The sequence below is a fragment of the Acidovorax sp. GW458-11-26-14-TSB4 genome (assembly GCF_059423865.1).
The window spans coordinates 600,044-615,329 of the sequence record NZ_JBWKYR010000001.1; the positions used below are offsets into that span (position 1 = coordinate 600,044).

16 protein-coding genes are annotated in these 15,286 nt (G+C 67.3%); 8 read left to right on the forward strand and 8 right to left on the reverse strand.

Going from position 1 to position 15,286, the window contains the following annotated elements; translation table 11 throughout:
* Positions 1 to 63: 63 nt before the first annotated feature.
* Positions 64 to 843, forward strand: coding sequence for an IclR family transcriptional regulator (locus tag AC07X5_RS02845; RefSeq protein WP_494768979.1), 780 nt, complete (start codon positions 64 to 66; stop codon positions 841 to 843).
* Positions 844 to 852: 9 nt separating this feature from the next.
* On the opposite strand, the gene AC07X5_RS02850 is transcribed toward AC07X5_RS02845, so the two are convergent.
* Together AC07X5_RS02850 and AC07X5_RS02855 are read right to left on the reverse strand one after the other, a co-directional pair.
* Entirely contained in the window at positions 853 to 1,392 is a 540-nt protein-coding gene (locus tag AC07X5_RS02850; protein ID WP_409955155.1) for a shikimate kinase, read from the reverse strand.
* Between the two features lie 52 nt (positions 1,393 to 1,444).
* Entirely contained in the window at positions 1,445 to 2,578 is a 1,134-nt protein-coding gene (locus AC07X5_RS02855) for a serine hydrolase domain-containing protein (RefSeq protein WP_494768980.1), read from the reverse strand.
* 136 nt (positions 2,579 to 2,714) lie between these two features.
* Here AC07X5_RS02855 and AC07X5_RS02860 point away from each other — a divergent pair, with 136 nt between their 5' ends.
* Complete coding sequence (locus AC07X5_RS02860; RefSeq protein WP_494768981.1) at positions 2,715 to 3,674, forward strand: YihY/virulence factor BrkB family protein; 960 nt, start codon at positions 2,715 to 2,717, stop codon at positions 3,672 to 3,674.
* 240 nt (positions 3,675 to 3,914) lie between these two features.
* On the forward strand, positions 3,915 to 4,694 hold the full coding sequence (locus AC07X5_RS02865; protein WP_494768982.1) for an outer membrane lipoprotein: 780 nt from the start codon (positions 3,915 to 3,917) through the stop codon (positions 4,692 to 4,694).
* 15 nt (positions 4,695 to 4,709) lie between these two features.
* Here AC07X5_RS02865 and AC07X5_RS02870 read toward each other — a convergent pair whose 3' ends face one another.
* The 6 genes from AC07X5_RS02870 to fdxA all read right to left on the reverse strand — a co-directional run bounded on the left by AC07X5_RS02870 (position 4,710) and on the right by fdxA (position 9,935).
* Positions 4,710 to 5,642, reverse strand: a complete 933-nt coding sequence (locus AC07X5_RS02870) for an electron transfer flavoprotein subunit alpha/FixB family protein (RefSeq protein WP_494768983.1) — start codon at positions 5,640 to 5,642, stop codon at positions 4,710 to 4,712.
* A complete protein-coding gene (locus tag AC07X5_RS02875; RefSeq protein WP_494768984.1) occupies positions 5,643 to 6,398 on the reverse strand; it encodes an electron transfer flavoprotein subunit beta/FixA family protein in 756 nt (251 codons plus the stop codon).
* A gap of 96 nt (positions 6,399 to 6,494) precedes the next feature.
* Positions 6,495 to 7,682: an amidohydrolase family protein gene (locus AC07X5_RS02880; protein WP_494768985.1), complete on the reverse strand. Its 1,188-nt coding sequence runs from the start codon at positions 7,680 to 7,682 to the stop codon at positions 6,495 to 6,497.
* Between the two features lie 323 nt (positions 7,683 to 8,005).
* Positions 8,006 to 8,701 carry a TetR/AcrR family transcriptional regulator gene (locus AC07X5_RS02885; RefSeq protein ID WP_409964314.1) on the reverse strand — a complete coding sequence of 232 codons (696 nt, stop codon included), beginning with the start codon at positions 8,699 to 8,701 and terminating at the stop codon, positions 8,006 to 8,008.
* A gap of 61 nt (positions 8,702 to 8,762) precedes the next feature.
* Positions 8,763 to 9,536 (reverse strand): ferredoxin--NADP reductase, encoded by a 774-nt coding sequence (locus AC07X5_RS02890; RefSeq protein WP_494768986.1) that lies wholly within the window; start codon positions 9,534 to 9,536, stop codon positions 8,763 to 8,765.
* Positions 9,537 to 9,605: 69 nt separating this feature from the next.
* Positions 9,606 to 9,935 (reverse strand): ferredoxin FdxA, encoded by a 330-nt coding sequence (fdxA, locus tag AC07X5_RS02895; RefSeq protein ID WP_409964312.1) that lies wholly within the window; start codon positions 9,933 to 9,935, stop codon positions 9,606 to 9,608.
* A gap of 174 nt (positions 9,936 to 10,109) precedes the next feature.
* On the opposite strand from fdxA, the gene AC07X5_RS02900 reads away from it, so the two are divergent.
* From AC07X5_RS02900 to AC07X5_RS02920, 5 genes are all read left to right on the forward strand, one after another.
* The gene (locus AC07X5_RS02900; protein ID WP_494768987.1) at positions 10,110 to 11,741 is read left to right on the forward strand and encodes a 6-hydroxynicotinate reductase; all 1,632 of its coding nucleotides are present in this window, start codon (positions 10,110 to 10,112) and stop codon (positions 11,739 to 11,741) included.
* 10 nt (positions 11,742 to 11,751) lie between these two features.
* On the forward strand, positions 11,752 to 12,675 hold the full coding sequence (locus tag AC07X5_RS02905; protein WP_494768988.1) for a UPF0280 family protein: 924 nt from the start codon (positions 11,752 to 11,754) through the stop codon (positions 12,673 to 12,675).
* A gap of 20 nt (positions 12,676 to 12,695) precedes the next feature.
* Positions 12,696 to 13,337 (forward strand): amino acid synthesis family protein, encoded by a 642-nt coding sequence (locus AC07X5_RS02910; protein WP_494768989.1) that lies wholly within the window; start codon positions 12,696 to 12,698, stop codon positions 13,335 to 13,337.
* Positions 13,338 to 13,386: 49 nt separating this feature from the next.
* On the forward strand, positions 13,387 to 13,971 hold the full coding sequence (locus tag AC07X5_RS02915; protein ID WP_409964308.1) for an amino acid synthesis family protein: 585 nt from the start codon (positions 13,387 to 13,389) through the stop codon (positions 13,969 to 13,971).
* Positions 13,972 to 14,059: 88 nt separating this feature from the next.
* Entirely contained in the window at positions 14,060 to 15,265 is a 1,206-nt protein-coding gene (locus tag AC07X5_RS02920) for an ABC transporter substrate-binding protein (RefSeq protein WP_409964307.1), read from the forward strand.
* The last annotated feature ends 21 nt before the right edge of the window (positions 15,266 to 15,286 follow it).

Sequence of the window (15,286 nt, forward strand, 5' to 3'; positions counted from 1 at the left end):
GCGCATTCTTGGCCGGCCTGCGGTTTCCTACAATCGTTCTTTCCACTGCATGGACAAACAAGCATGGCCACCCTGGTGCTCGACCGCGTGCTGCGCATCCTCGACCAGCTCTCGCGCTACGACGCGCGCGGGCTGTCGCTGTCGGACATCGCGCGCCAGTCCGGCATCCCGCATCCCACCGTGCACCGGCTGCTGCAGGACATGATGGCCGCGCGCCTGGTGGCGGCGCTGCCGGAGGGCCGGGGCTATGTGCTGGGGCGCCGCCCCTTCGAGCACGGCCTGGCCGCGCGCGGCCGGCACGATGTGGCGCCGCTGTTCACGGCCAATCTGCAGCGCCTGGCCGATGCCACGGGCTATGCGGCCTACCTGTTCGTGCTCAGCGGCCATGAGGCCGTCTGCTATGCCCATACCAACGTACAGCGGCTGGAGCCGCCGCTGTCGGTCACGGTGGGCGGGCGCCGCCCGCTGGGTGTGGGCGCGGCCGGCCTGGCGCTGATGGCGGCGCAGGACGAGGCGCTCATCGAAGCCGCCCTGGCCACCAATGCGCCCACGCTGGGTCGCTATGGCGGGCTGGACGAGGCCACGCTGCGCACGCTGCTCACCCAGACCCAGGCCCTGGGCTATGCGCGCAGCGGCGGCTGCCTGAACACCAATACCGCCGCCGTGGGCCATGCCGTGGTGGATGCGGGCGGCCGGGCGTTCGCGGCCGTCAGCCTGTCGACCACCGTGGCGCGGCTTACCCAGCGCGAGGCGGGGCGCCTGGCCGCACTGCTGCGCACCGAGATCGCGGACATCCAGCCGCGCGTGCACTTCCACTGGAGCGATTCCTCGCCCCTGCGTTGAGGCCATTGCTTACTGCGGCGCCTGCTCGGTGCCCGCGGCCATCTCCAGCTGCATCATGATCATGTTGACCAGCATGTGCACCGTGGGGCGGCCGGTCTCGATCACGTAGTGCGCCGTCTCGCGGTACAGGCCGTCGCGCTGGGCGTAGAGTGCGCGCAGCTTGTCCATGGGGTTGCCTCCCTGCAGCAGGGGGCGGCTGCGGTCGTGCTTGACGCGCTTGTAGATCTCTTCGGGCGAGGCGCGCAGGTAGAGCACCGGGCCCATGGCGCGCAGCACGCCGCGGTTCTCGGCGCGCAGCACGGCGCCGCCGCCGGTGGAGAGCACCATGCCGCCGGGCTGCGCCGCCGCCTTGGCCAGTTCCTCGGCTTCCAGCTCGCGAAAGCGCGCCTCGCCGTGCTCCTCGAAGAACTGGCGGATGCTGGTGCCCAGCACTTCCTCCAGCCGGTGGTCCAGGTCGATGAAGGGCACGCCCGCACGGTGCGCCAACTGCCTGCCGATGGTGGATTTGCCTGAGCCGGGCATGCCGACCAGTGCACAGCGAATCTGCATATTCTTTTCTTGCCCCTTGGGGGGGCGAGTTTAAAGCAGGGCCCTGTGCTTGCTACAGCGCCGCGTAGACCAGCGCCGGGTACAGCTCGCACAGATAGCGCAGCTGGCCGGGCGCCTGGGTGAGCATGATGGCCACCAGGTCTTCGGCAGGGTCCACCAGGAAGAAGGTGCCGCCCATGCCGCTCCAGCCGTACTGGCCCACCGAGGCGGTGTGGGGCGCCAGACCGGCGCTGCGGCGCACGGCCACGCCCAGGCCGAAGCCGTAGCCCTCGGGCAGGATGTCCCCGGCGGCCGGTATGCCATCGCCCAGGTGGTCGGCCGCCATGAAGGCCACGGTGGTGCGGCTGGCCAGGCGCACGCCATCGAGCGTGCCGCCGGCCAGCAGCAGGCGCGCAAAACGCGCATAGTCTGCGGCCGTGGACACCAGCCCGCCGCCGCCCGACTCGAACGCGGCCGGCCGCGATACGTCGTTGAGCGCCACCTCGGCGCCGGTGGCCGGGTCGCGCGCGAAGGGTTCGGCCAGGCGGTGCAACTGCTCCGCCGGCACGTGAAAGCCGGTGTCGTGCATCTGCAGCGGGCCGAACACCCGGCGCTGCAGGATGGCGCCCAGGGTCTCACCCTCCACCACCTCCAGCAGCGCGCCCAGCACATCGGTGGCGCGGCTGTATTCCCAGCAGCAGCCGGGCTGGTGCAGCAGGGGCAGGGGCCCGATGGCCTTGGCCAGCGCCGCATTGCCATCGCGGCGCGAGCCGATGCGTGCCGTTTGGTAGGCCTGGGCCACCGGGCCGGTGTCCCAGGCATAGCTCAGCCCCGCCGTATGGCGAAGCAGGTCGTGCACCGTGGCGTCACGCCGCACGGGCGCCATGCCCCCCGTGGCGGGGTCGAACACGCCCTGGCCGGCAAAGGTGGGCAGGTAGCGCGCCACGGGGTGGGACAGGGGCAGGCGCCCTTCTTCCATGAGCATCAGCGTGACCAGCGACACCACGGGCTTGGTCATGGAGTAGATGCGGAAGATCGAATCCGCCGCCATGGCCGGTGCGCCCGCGCCGGGCGCCTGGGCGCCCAGGGCGTCGTGCAGCACCGTCTGGCCGCGGTGGTGCACCAGCGCCACCGCGCCTGGCAGGATGCCGCGGTCGATGTGGTCCTGCAGCACGCTGCGCAATCGGGTCAGGCTGGGGGCATGCATGGGCGGGGCTCCTGGAGAAGATGGTAAGAGCCTGCCACAAGTGGCCGATGGACCCAGCCGCCTGTGGGACAGCGCCTACATTGGCTTCCGTGCCCGGCCGGTGGAAGTCCGCTGCCCGGCCTCCTATGCTTAGCGCATGAGCATTTCCGACCGCATCCAGCGCGCCACCAAGCGCCTCCAACCCCTGGTGCAGCCCGTGATGCCGCTGTGGCGTGCGGTGCAGTTATGGCTGGACGCCGACGGCCTGCGCATGAGCGCGGCCATGTCCTTCTATGGCATGCTGAGCCTGGCGCCGCTGCTGCTGTTGCTGGTGGGGGTGCTGGGCTGGTGGCTTGACCGCAGCTACCTGGAAAGCAGCCTGCTGAACCAGGTGCAGTCGGTGATGGGTGAGCGCGTGGCAGACGTCATGCGCCAGGCCCTGGCCAGCGCCCAGGAACCTTCCGAGGGGCGCCTGGCCTCGCTGATCGGCTTCGTCGTGCTGCTCTCGGGCGCCACCGGGGTGTTCGTGGAGCTGCAGTCGACGCTGGCGCGCCTGTGGCAAGGCTCGGAGCCGGACCCTTCGCGCGCCGCGTGGTGGCACATGGCCTCGCTGCGCCTGCGTGGCCTGGCCTATGTGCTCGCCATCGGCTTTTTGCTGCTGGTCTCGCTCACGATGTCCACCCTCATCAACCTGTTCGCTGGCTGGGCCGGTGCCCGGCTGTCCATCGCGCCGCTCGGTCCCATCCTGCAGGTGGTCAACGAGATGGTGGCCTTCGGCTTTGCCGTGGCGCTGTTCGTCGGGCTGATGCGCATCGGCACCGGGCGCAAACCGCCGCTGCGCTGCCTGATCGCCGGCGCGGTGGTGGGCGCCACCCTGTTCACCATCGGCAAGCAACTGCTGGCCTGGTACCTCTCCACGGCGGCGGTCGTTTCCGCGTACGGGGCGGCCGGCTCGCTGGTGGTGCTGCTGATGTGGATCTATTTTTCGTCGGCCGTGCTGCTGTTCGCCGCCAGTTGCGCCCGGGCTCTGGACGAGGCGGGGCTGCAGGTGCGCAGGCGTCGCGCCCCGGCGCATCCCGTGCCCCAGGACGGTGCGGACGTGGCGACCGTGCCCTGACTGGGCAAGCGGACTGTGTCGCTTGGCGCTGTAAGCAATGGCAAATGTGTACCCCAGGGCTCTGCACCTTGCGGGGCCGGCGCAGCACTTCTTACCGACCCTTACAAAGCAGACAAAGGCGGGCATCGTGGCCTGTATACCGTGCGTCCATGGGCCGCGTTGTGCACTCACCAGGTCGCGGCGCCGAACAAGATTGAACCCAGGAATGGCGCACATGCGCGCAGAAAGAAAAGAAACACCATGAACAGCCCTGTCACCCTGCAGCCGTCCGATGTGCGCGCCGTGCCTTCCACCCCATCGCCCATGACATGGATGTGGGTCGCCATCGCGTCCCTTGGGGCCTGTGTGGTGGCCCTGGGTACCACGCTGGTAGTACAGCACCGCCCCGCTGACGTTCCTGCTGCCGCTGCAACAGCGGCCAGCCCTGCCGTGGTGGCCCCATCGCTGCAGGGTGCCGCGCCCGGCCAGTCGCCGCTGGGGCTGGTATCACCCCAGGCCGGTGCCCAGGCGCAGCTTGCGCCTGCGCCCATGCACGAGCCATTCCAGCCCCAGCGTGCGAACCTGGCCGGCGGTACGACGCAGATGGCGCAGCGCGCGCCGGTGTGCAGCACCTGCGGCCGGGTCGAATCGGTGCAGGCCATCCAGCAGGCCGAACCCGCCACCGGCGTGGGCGCGGTCGCGGGCGGTGTGCTTGGTGCCGTGGTGGGCAACCAGATCGGCAAGGGCAGCGGCCGCACAGCCGCCACGGTGCTGGGCGCCGTCGGCGGCGGCTATGTGGGCCACCAGGTGGAGCAACGCTCGCGCACCCGCACGGTGTACCAGGTGGCGGTGCGCATGGACGATGGCTCGCTGCGCCGCTTCACGCGCGCGCAGCCACCCGCCGTGGGCACGCCCGTGGCGCTGCAGGGCAAGGGCTACCGCATCGACCACGAGCGCGACAGCCGCCCGAACGGCGGTGGTGGTGGTGGTGCGTACACCAACGCCCCTGCGGGCGCGGTGCGTGTTGCCAACGGCTACTGATGCACGCCAGCCGCCTTACAGCGCCTTGACCAGCTCCGGCACGGCCGTGAACAGATCCGCCTCCAGCCCATAGTCGGCCACACTGAAGATCGGCGCCTCCGGGTCCTTGTTGATCGCCACGATCACCTTGGAATCCTTCATGCCCGCCAGATGCTGGATGGCCCCGGAGATCCCGGCCGCCACATACAGCTGCGGCGCCACGATCTTGCCCGTCTGGCCCACTTGCCAGTCGTTCGGGGCGTACCCGGCATCCACCGCGGCGCGGCTGGCGCCCAGGGCAGCACCGAGCTTGTCAGCCAGCGGGGTCATCACTTCGTCGAACTTCTCCTTGCTGCCCAAGGCCCGGCCACCGGAGACGATGATCTTGGCGGCGGTGAGTTCTGGGCGGTCGCTCTTGGCGATCTCGCTGCCCACGAAGCTGCTCTTGCCAGCATCCGCCGTGGCGGTGGCGGTTTCGGTGGCTGCGCTGCCACCAGTGGCTGCTGCCGGGTCAAAGCCCGTGGTGCGCACGGTGATGACCTTGGTGGCGTCCTGGCTCTGCACGGTGGCAATGGCGTTGCCGGCGTAGATGGGGCGCTCGAAGGTGTCGGGGGAGACCACCTTGGTGATGTCGCTGATCTGCGCGACATCCAGCTTGGCCGCCACGCGGGGGGCGATGTTCTTGCCGCTGGCAGTGGCGGGGAACAGGATGTGGCTGTAGTTGCCTGCAATGGCCAGCACCTGGGCGGCCACGTTCTCGGCCAGGCCGTGTTCCAGGCCGGGGGCATCGGCATGGATGACCTTGGCCACACCGGCGATCTGGCCGGCAGCAGCCGCAGCGCCACCGGCGTTGTGGCCGGCGATCAGCACATGCACGTCACCGCCGCAGGCGACTGCTGCGGTCACGGTGTTGAGCGTTGCGCCCTTGATGGCGGCGTTGTCGTGTTCAGCAATAACGAGTACCGACATTTAGATCACCTTCGCTTCGTTCTTGAGTTTCTCGACCAGGGCGGCCACGTCGGCCACCTTGACGCCGGCACCGCGCTTGGGCGGTTCGCTGACCTTGAGGGTCTTCAGGCGCGGAGCGACGTCCACCCCCAGGTCTTCGGGCTTGACGGTGTCGAGCTGCTTTTTCTTGGCCTTCATGATGTTGGGCAAGGTGACGTAGCGGGGCTCGTTCAGGCGCAGGTCGGTGGTGATGACTGCGGGCAGGGTCAGGGACAGGGTTTCCAGGCCACCGTCGACTTCGCGGGTCACGCTGACCTTGTCGGCGGAGAGGTCCACCTTGCTGGCGAAGGTGGCCTGGGGCAGGTCGGCGAGGGCCGCCAGCATCTGGCCGGTCTGGTTGGCGTCGTCGTCGATGGCCTGCTTGCCCAGGATCACCAGGCCCGGTTGTTCCTTGTCCACCAAAGCCTTCAAGATCTTGGCCACGGCCAGGGGTTGCAGGTCCAGGTCGGCGGGGGTTTCCACCAGGATGGCGCGGTCGGCGCCGATGGCCATGGCGGTGCGCAGGGTTTCCTGGCACTGGGCCACGCCGCAGGAGACGGCGATGACTTCGGTGACCAGGCCTTTTTCTTTCAGGCGCACGGCCTCTTCGACGGCGATTTCGTCAAAGGGGTTCATGCTCATCTTCACGTTGGCGATGTCCACACCCGTTTGGTCCGACTTGACTCGGACCTTGACGTTGTAGTCCACCACGCGCTTGATGGCGACGATTGCTTTCATGGGAGGAACTCCATCAGTACAAGGAAAAGGTTCGCGCAGGCGTGTGGGCCTGCGCAGGGAATGAGGAAGGTGTGCTGAAGGCGTCCAGGCCGGGGCTCAGAGAACGACAGGGATCTCGGTCGCCGGTGGCGTGTTGCGGCTGCGGCCGCAGCGAACCAAGCCGTCGATCATCACCATGCCGATGCCCGGGATGTCACCCAGCTGTACGCTTTCGAGCAGGGTCGCGCCGGCCGTGTGCTGGGCGCGGTCCATGAACACGAAGTCGGCCGCGCGGCCCACTTCGATCAGCCCGCAGTTCAGGTCGCGGATGCGCGCCGTGTTGCCCGTGGCAAAGCAGAACACCAGCTCGGCCGGGATGTTGGCGAAGCTCGAAATCAGCGCGATCATGCGCAGCATGCCCAGGGGCTGCACGCCCGAGCCCGCGGGGCCGTCGGTGCCCAGGATCACGCGGTGCGGGCACTTGAGTTCCATGGCGGCGCGCGCGGCTTCGATGGCGATCTTCTCGTTGCCGTTGTGTACCAGCTCGATGGCGCGCGAGGACTTCTCGCACAGCTCGCACACATGCTTCCAGGGCAGCGAGGTGTGGCCGCCGTTGATGTGGCCGATCACGTCGGCATCGGCCTCGAGCACCACGTCCTTGTCGATCAGGCCAGAGCCGGGAATCGACGGGCCGCCCGTGTGGATGGTGCTCTGGATGCCGTGCTTGCGCGCCCAGGCCACCATCTCCTTGGCCTCGTAGCCGGCCTTGACCGAGCCCAGGCCCACTTCGCCGAGCAGCTTCACGCCGGCATCGGCCATGTCCTTGAAGTCCTGCTCGACCATGCCCTTCTCGATCACGGGGGCGCCGGCGATCACCTTCACGCCGCCGGGGCGGAAGTTGTCGAACGCGCGCTGCGCGGTGATGGCCAGGGCCTTCACGCCCACGATGTCCTTGGGCCGGCCGGGCAGGTGCACCTCGCCGGCCGAGACCATGGTGGTCACGCCGCCGTTCATGGTCGAATCGATCCAGCCGATCTGGTTCTGGCGCGGCGTCCAGTCGCCGAACACGGGGTGCACGTGGCTGTCGATCAGGCCGGGCGCCACGCAGGTGCCGCGCGCGTCGATGGTGGTGCGCGCGTGCTCGGTGTCGCAGTCCTTCTCGCGGCCCACGGCCACGATGAGGCCGTCGTTCACGACGATGGTGTCGGCATCGAGGATGGGGCGTTCGAGGTCGCCCGAGAGCAGCAGGCCAATGTTCTTGATGACGACTTTGCCGGAGGTTGCGGAGGTGGAGAGGTCTGCCATGGAGGGTTCCAGTCGGGGGAGGGATGGAAGGGCAAACTGCGGCGATCGTGAGGCTGCAATTCGTGTAGTGAATACTACATAAGAGGTGCGCGTCGTGCAAGGCCAGAAGCCCTGCAAAGTGTTGGTGCGCGTGCGTTAACCGGGCAAGCCAAACCATCCCTCGAATGTGCGGCGCAGAGGGGGAAAGCGCGAAGCGCTCCTGCAGATTGCTTGGCTAACTGACGGTAGATGGGGCACGGCCCAGGCCAGGACCGCCGCGCTGGCGGTGTCCCCCTTCCCGAATGGCGCAGCCATTCAAGAGAAGGGGGAAGGCGCAAAGCGACTCAGGGGGTTGTACTCTGCCTGACCGTGCGAAGCACGGTATCGATCATGAAGTCGTCCCAGTGCGCGACGGCCTCGGGCTGGTCGATGTCCTCGCCCAGGAAGGCCGAGAGCGTGTAGCGGTTGGACTGGTAGAAGTAGCCCATGGAGGCGATCAGCAGGTACAGGTCGCGCGCGCGCAAGTCGGCGCGGAACTCCTTGCTGGCCACGCCCGCGGCCAACACCTGCTCGATGACGGACACGGCCGGCGAGGAATACTCGCGCGCGCGCATCGATTTGGAGATGTGCTTGCCCTTGTGCAGGTTCTCGGTGTTGAGCAGCGTGACGAACTCGGGGTGCTTGCGGTAGTACTGGCTGACGAAGCGCACCACGGCCTTGAGGGCTTCGACAGGGGTGTCGAGGCGGATGTCCAGCGCGGTCTCTGCGTCGTTCATGCGCCGGTAGATCTCTTCGAGCACCTCGATGAACAGGCCTTCCTTGCTGCCGAAGTAGTAGTAGATCATCCGGTCGAAGGACTTGGCCGCCTTGGAGATCTTCTCCACGCTGCCGCCTTCGTAACCGTAGCGCGCGAACACCTTGATCGCGGCCTTGAGGATGTTGTCGCGCGTTGTCTGCGCCGCCTGCTCGCGCACGCCGGTGCGGCGGGCGGAAGGGGCGCGGGTGGAAGCAGTCCGGGTCTTGGTGGGTGTGGCCGACATGGATGATCCGTTGGGTGGCAGGGCAGCCCCTGCGGTGCAGGGGCCGGGCCTGCCGGGGATATTACTGCTCCGCGAAGGCGCGCTCGATCACGAAATCACCGGGCTTGGTGGTGTTGCCTTCCTTGAAGCCGCGCTCTTCCATCATGTGCTTGAGGTCGCGCAGCATCTCGGGGCTGCCGCAGATCATCACGCGGTCTTCCACCGGGTTCAGGGCGGGCAGCCCCAGGTCGCGCGCGAGCTGCCCGTTTTCGATCACGGTGGTCACGCGGCCCTGGTGCTCGAAGGGCTCGCGCGTCACGGTGGGGTAGTACTTGAGCTGCTTGCTCACCATCTCGCCCAGGAACTCGTGATCCGGCAGTTCCTTGGTGATGTAGTCGCGGTAGGCCAGTTCCTTGACCTCGCGCACGCCGTGCACCAGCACCACTTCCTCGAACTTCTCGTAGGTCTCGGGGTCGCGGATCAGGCTCAGGAAGGGGGCCAGGCCGGTGCCGGTGGACAGCATGTACAGGCGCTTGGCGGGCAGCAGGTAGTCGATCAGCAGGGTGCCGGTGGGCTTCTTGCCAACGACGATGGAATCACCCACCTGGATGTTCTGCAGGCGCGAGGTCAGCGGGCCGTCGGGCACCTTGATCGACAGGAACTCCAGATGCTCTTCGTAGTTGGCGCTGGCGATGCTGTAGGCGCGCAGCAGCGGCTTGCCGTTCACGCGCAGGCCGATCATGGTGAAGTGGCCGTTGGAAAACCGCAAGGCGGTGTCGCGGGTGGTTTTGAACGAGAAAAGGCGATCCGTCAGGTGGTTGACGGACAGCACGCGTTCTTCAAGAAAGGCGCTCATGGTCGTAACGTCGGCTAAAAGTTGAGAAATCGGGCGAAAAAGCTGGCTAGAAGGCTGGGGCCGCAGGCGTCAGAAACTGACGTCCAGGCCGGAAAGCTTGTGGCTCACAACCCTCCATTGTTCCGCATCTGGCAAAGGCGGTTTTCTTTTGGTGATAGTGGGCAGGCCCGGAGCCAGCTTTTTGTTGAATGCGAGGAAGACTTCCATGCCTTCGGGCAGGTCGTCCTCGGCATAGATGGCATTGGCCGGGCATTCGGGGATGCAGACCGCGCAGTCGATGCATTCGTCGGGGTCGATCACCAGGTACTCCGGCCCCTCCTTGAAGCAATCGACCGGGCATACATCCACGCAGTCGGTGTACTTGCACCGAATGCATGCGTCTGTGACTACGTGCGTCATTTTGGGGCTCCTTGTGCACCATTTCAGGGGGCGCGCAAACACTATTGCGGACTGCGAATGATTGCGCTACATTCGCCTCAAATGTAGTGAACACCACATTTTTGTTAAGTGAATGCTACACAAAACGCACTGAACGTACAAGCACCGGAAACGGTGCGAGGAATGGTTGCCACGATGACTGAACACACCAAGACCGACGGCCTTCCCGGCATGGATGCACCCGAGCTGCCCCAGGTGCTCGAGCGCGCCCGCCCGCGCAACGAGCGCATGAACGTGGCCAAGGTGGAGTGCAATGCCTGCCCTGTGCTGTGCCAGATTTCCGAAGGCCGTAGTGGCGCCTGCGACCGCTATGCCAACCAGGCCGGCGTGCTGGTGCGGGTCGATCCCGTGGTGCTGCTGCGCAAGACCATCGAGGACGGCGAGGCCCGGCTGGTGCCCTTCTCGGGCCGCGTGGCCGAAGCTGGTGGCGACGCTGCCGACACTTCGGAGGCGCCCGCCGCCCAGCCCACATGGAATGGCGACCTGCTGCTGACCGAGGAGGTCTTCGTCACCGGCGTGGGCTCTTCCACTACCTACCCCGACTACAAGCCCGCGCCCTTCATCGTGGGCTCCCAGGCCGACGGCGTGGACATGGTCACCGTGGTCACCGAAGGCATCTTCAGCTACTGCAGCTTCAAGGTGAAGATCGACACCGACCGCTTTCTGGGCCCCGAGCAGGCCAACGTGCGCTGCAAGGGCGAGGTGGTGGGCCATGTCACCACGGCCGAGTACGGCTCGCAGATGCTGTCGCTGGGCGGCGTGCACCACCTCACGGGCGGCAGCAAGAAGGAAGGGCGCATCGCCAACGAGATGATGCAGGCGCTGGGCAACAAGCAGGCGGTGGAGCTCACCATCGACGGTGGCTCGCAACTCGTGATCCAGGCGGGCAAGGCGCCCATCGTCAACGGCGTGGCCGAGCAGCGCATGCGCGTAGGCTGTGGCTCGGCGGCCATCGGCATCTTTGCGCGCCAGTTCTTCGGCCAGGCGGACGAGGTGGTGGTGGTGGACGACCACATCACCGGCGTGCTCACCGAGCACCAGGCCGGCCGCTGCCTGGACATGAAGTCCTCGGGCATCAAGATGCGCGGGCGCAAGTCCACGCCGGGCCGCTACTTCCAGGTGGCCAACCCCGGCACGGGCTGGGGCGGCACCGACATCGCCGACCCGCTCTCCATCATCGAGGGCTGGGACGAAGCCGTGGCCTGGCCCGGCCTGCGCCTGCTGATGACATCGACCACCGGCGAGCACGCCAGCTGGTATGTGCTCGACGAGTCGCTGGTGCCGGTGGAGGCCGAGATGCCCGAGGCCGTGCGCCGCATCGTCGAGCGCATCGGCGAAAACTGCGAGCCCTCGCTGACTTCGGTGCTGTTCCTCGGCGGTGCGGGCGGCAGCCTGCGTGCGGGCGTCACCGAAAACCCGGTGCTGCTTACGCGCTCCATCAAGAATGCCCTGGTCAACGTGACCTGCGGCGGCGCCCCGGCCTATGTCTGGCCCGGTGGCGGCATCACGGTGATGGCCGACGTGCTGCGCATGCCCGACAACAGCTTCGGCACGGTGCCCACGCCGGCTATCGTGGCGCCCATCGAATTCAGCATGCGCCGCAGCGACTACGAGTTGCTGGGCGGCCACATGAGCGAGGTGCGCAGCCTGCGCGAGGTGCTCGAACGCGGTGCCTGGCACAACGATGGTGCGCCGTTGTCGGCCTCCTGGCTGCCGCTGCCATCGGCCAACCCCTGGCCGCTGGGCCGCCCACCGCTGCTGGGCTGAGGAGGGCGCCATGCAAGCCACCCGACAACTGCTCTCGCCGGGCCGCTGGCACCTGCAGCATGGTCCCATGGACGTGATCGTGCAGGCCGAGGGCGACGCGCTCGCGTTGGCCGCCGCGCATGCGCGTGCCTGGGTGCGGTTCGAAGGCCTGCTGCAGGAGCTGGTGCGCGAGCTGCCCGCCCTGCGGGTCCCCGTGGGCGAGGGCGAATGCCCGCTGCAGGGCCCCGTGGCGCGCCGCATGTGGCAGGCCTGCCGGCCGTTCCGCCAGGACTTCATCACGCCCATGGCCGCCGTCGCCGGCTCGGTGGCGCAGGAGCTGCTGGCCTGCTATGTGGTGGACGGCGTACGGCGCGCCTGGGTCAACAACGGTGGCGACATTGCGCTGCACCTGGCAGCGGGTGAAACCGCCCGGGTCGGCGTGTACGCCGACATCGCCGCACTGGATGCGGCGCAACTACAGCAAGGCCTGTTGCTCGATGGTGCCTTCCGCATCGACAGCACAATGCCCGTGCGCGGCATTGCCACCAGCGGCTGGCGCGGGCGCAGCCACTCGCTGGGCATTGCCGACAGTGTCACCATCCTGGCTGCCACGGCGGCCCAGGCCGATGCCGCCGCCACGGTGGTGGCCAATGCGGTGAATGTGCAGGACGCACGCATCGTGCGCAGGCCCGCCTGGGAGGTCAAGGACGACAGCGACCTGGGCAGCATCCCTGTGACGGTCGATGTGCCCGACCTGCCTGCGGCCCTGGTGCGCCAGGCCTTGCAGGCCGGCCTGGAAAAAGCGCAAGAATTGCAGGCTGGTGCTCATCTGTGGTGCGCGCTGCTCTCGTGCCAGGGGCAATGGATGGCGACGCCATCGGCCGCCGGCCTGCTGGAGCACGCCGCGCCTGGGAAAACCGGCGCCGTTTTCGAAGTTGGTTCAGTATTTGCTTAATGAATTGCACAGGCCATCCCATGATCCAGATCCGACGCGTTTTCACCCATGTTGAGGAAATCCGGCACGAATTCGGGCCCGAAACCGGTGCACCGCTGCTGCGCGGTGCCATCGGCGCGGTGCTGACCAACCCCTATGCCGGCCGCTATGAGGCCGACATTCTGCCCATGATGGATGCGCTGCAGGACGTGGGTCTCGATATGGCGCAGCGTTTGCTGGCGGCCATGGCCGTGCCCGCCGAGCGCATCGCGACCTACGGCAAGGGCGCCATCGTCGGCGCCGCCGGCGAGCTCGAGCATGGCGCGCTGTGGCACGTGCCCGGCGGCTACGCCATGCGCGAGCTGCTGGGCTGGAAGGGCGACCGCAACGCCTACGCCAAGGGCCAGGCCGAGGAGAAGACCGGACAGCCGGGCAACGCCCTGTCCATCGTGCCCTCGACCAAGAAGGTGGGTGGCCCCGGTGCAGCGCTCGATGTGCCGCTCACCCACATCAACGCCAGCTACGTGCGCAGCCATTTCGACGCCATCGAGGTGCGGGTGCCCGGCGCGCCGCGCGCCGACGAGATCGTCTTCATCCTGGCCATGACCACCGGCGCGCGCATCCATGCACGCGTGGGCGGGCTCAAGGCCGAAGACATCAGCCAGTGGAACGGCCTGCGCTGATCCCCTGCCATCCACAAATAACGAACACGAGAGACCAAGGAGTACACACATGCCCGCCAAGATCCGGAAAATCATCGTCCAGACCGACGAAGTGCGCGTGGAAATGGGCCAGGAGGTCAACCCCCCCGTGCGCAAGGCCCTGGCCATGGCCGTCATCGAGAACCCCTTTGCTGGCCGCTTCGAGCAGAACCTCGATGAACTGATCGCCATCGGCGAGGAACTCGGCGGCCTGCTGGGCGAGCGCTGCGTGCAGGCCCTGGGCATCGCGCCCGGCCAGGCCGAAAGCTATGGCAAGGCCGCCATCGTGGGCGAGGGCGGCGAACTCGAGCACGCCGCCGCCATCCTGCACCCCAAGCTGGGCGCACCGCTGCGCGTGGCGGTGGAAAAGGGCGCGGCCCTGGTGCCATCGAGCAAGAAGATCGGCGGCCTGGGCGCTGCCATCGACGTGCCCCTGGGCCACAAGGATGCCGCCTACGTGCGCAGCCATTTCGATGCCATGGAAGCCCGTGTGGCCGATGCGCCACGCGCCAACGAGATCGTGGTGGCGGTGGTCGTGACGGCCGGCGGCCGCCCGCTGCCGCGCATCGGCGGCCTCACCACCGCAGAAATCCAGGGCAAGGACGGCCTGCGCTGAGCGCACCGCCACACCCGTGACCTACAGTCTCCCCGATACTATTTGCCACCGCTGTTCCTCTCCCATCCAATCCTTCAGGAGTGTTCCCATGACGATGCTAAAGACCCTCATGCGTGTTACGGCCGCCGCCGCGCTGGCCGCCACCCTGGCTCCCGCCATGGCCCAGGATGTCATCAAGATCGGTGAGATCAACAGCTACAAGGCCCAGCCCGCCTTCCTGGAGCCCTACAAGAAGGGCATGGAGCTGGCCGTGGACGAGATCAACGCCGCAGGCGGCCTGCTGGGCAAGAAGGTCCAGCTGGTGATCCGCGACGACAACGGCAACCCCGGCGATGCCGTGCGCGCCGCCGAAGAGCTGGTCTCGCGCGAGAAGGTCGATGTGCTCACCGGCTCCTTCCTGTCGCACGTGGGCCTGGCGCTGACCGACTTCGCCAAGCAAAAGAAATTCTTCTTCCTGGCCGGCGAGCCTCTGACCGACAAGATCGTCTGGCAGAACGGCAACCGCTACACCTACCGCCTGCGCCCCTCCACCTACATGCAGGTGTCGATGATGGTGCCCGACGCCGTGGCTTTGAAAAAGAAGCGCTGGGCGCTGGTCTACCCCAACTACGAGTACGGCCAGTCGGCCGTGGCCACCTTCAAGCAACTGCTCAAGGCGGCCCAGCCCGATGTGGAGTTCGTCGTCGAGCAGGCGCCGCCGCTGGGCAAGGTCGACTCGGGCAGCGTGGTGCAGGCCCTGGCCGATGCCAAGCCCGACGCCATCTTCAACGTGCTGTTCGGTGCCGACCTGTCCAAGTTCGTGCGCGAAGGCAACACGCGCGGCCTGTTCAAGGACCGCGAAGTGGTCAGCCTGCTGACCGGCGAGCCCGAGTACATGGACCCGCTCAAGGACGAGGCCCCCAATGGCTGGATCGTCACCGGCTACCCCTGGTACGGCCTGCAGACGCCTGAGCACAAGGCCTTCCACACCGCCTACCAGGCCAAGTTCAACGACTACCCGCGCCTGGGTTCGGTGGTCGGCTACAGCGCCATCAAGTCGCTGGGCGAGGGCATCAAGAAGGCCGGCTCCACGGACACCGAGAAGCTGGTCGTCGCCTTCAAGGGCCTGCAGGTGCCTACGCCGTTCGGCCGCATCACCTACCGCCCCGAGGACAACCAGTCCACCATGGGCGGCTATGTCGGCCGCTCCAAGAACGAAGGCGGCAAGGGCGTGATGGTCGACTACCGCTACGTGGACGGCGCCAAGGTGCAGCCCTCAAACGAAGAAGTCAAGAAGATGCGCCCGGCCGACTGATACGGATTCGCCTTCAACCGT

Bases quoted from the DNA above. Each gene is read 5' to 3' on its own strand.
- AC07X5_RS02845 (WP_494768979.1), top strand. From the start codon at position 64: ATGGCCACCCTGGTGCTCGACCGCGTGCTGCGCATCCTCGACCAGCTC.
- AC07X5_RS02850 (WP_409955155.1), bottom strand. From the start codon at position 1,392: ATGCAGATTCGCTGTGCACTGGTCGGCATGCCCGGCTCAGGCAAATCC.
- AC07X5_RS02855 (WP_494768980.1), bottom strand. From the start codon at position 2,578: ATGCATGCCCCCAGCCTGACCCGATTGCGCAGCGTGCTGCAGGACCAC.
- AC07X5_RS02860 (WP_494768981.1), top strand. From the start codon at position 2,715: ATGAGCATTTCCGACCGCATCCAGCGCGCCACCAAGCGCCTCCAACCC.
- AC07X5_RS02865 (WP_494768982.1), top strand. From the start codon at position 3,915: ATGAACAGCCCTGTCACCCTGCAGCCGTCCGATGTGCGCGCCGTGCCT.
- AC07X5_RS02870 (WP_494768983.1), bottom strand. From the start codon at position 5,642: ATGTCGGTACTCGTTATTGCTGAACACGACAACGCCGCCATCAAGGGC.
- AC07X5_RS02875 (WP_494768984.1), bottom strand. From the start codon at position 6,398: ATGAAAGCAATCGTCGCCATCAAGCGCGTGGTGGACTACAACGTCAAG.
- AC07X5_RS02880 (WP_494768985.1), bottom strand. From the start codon at position 7,682: ATGGCAGACCTCTCCACCTCCGCAACCTCCGGCAAAGTCGTCATCAAG.
- AC07X5_RS02885 (WP_409964314.1), bottom strand. From the start codon at position 8,701: ATGTCGGCCACACCCACCAAGACCCGGACTGCTTCCACCCGCGCCCCT.
- AC07X5_RS02890 (WP_494768986.1), bottom strand. From the start codon at position 9,536: ATGAGCGCCTTTCTTGAAGAACGCGTGCTGTCCGTCAACCACCTGACG.
- fdxA (WP_409964312.1), bottom strand. From the start codon at position 9,935: ATGACGCACGTAGTCACAGACGCATGCATTCGGTGCAAGTACACCGAC.
- AC07X5_RS02900 (WP_494768987.1), top strand. From the start codon at position 10,110: ATGACTGAACACACCAAGACCGACGGCCTTCCCGGCATGGATGCACCC.
- AC07X5_RS02905 (WP_494768988.1), top strand. From the start codon at position 11,752: ATGCAAGCCACCCGACAACTGCTCTCGCCGGGCCGCTGGCACCTGCAG.
- AC07X5_RS02910 (WP_494768989.1), top strand. From the start codon at position 12,696: ATGATCCAGATCCGACGCGTTTTCACCCATGTTGAGGAAATCCGGCAC.
- AC07X5_RS02915 (WP_409964308.1), top strand. From the start codon at position 13,387: ATGCCCGCCAAGATCCGGAAAATCATCGTCCAGACCGACGAAGTGCGC.
- AC07X5_RS02920 (WP_409964307.1), top strand. From the start codon at position 14,060: ATGACGATGCTAAAGACCCTCATGCGTGTTACGGCCGCCGCCGCGCTG.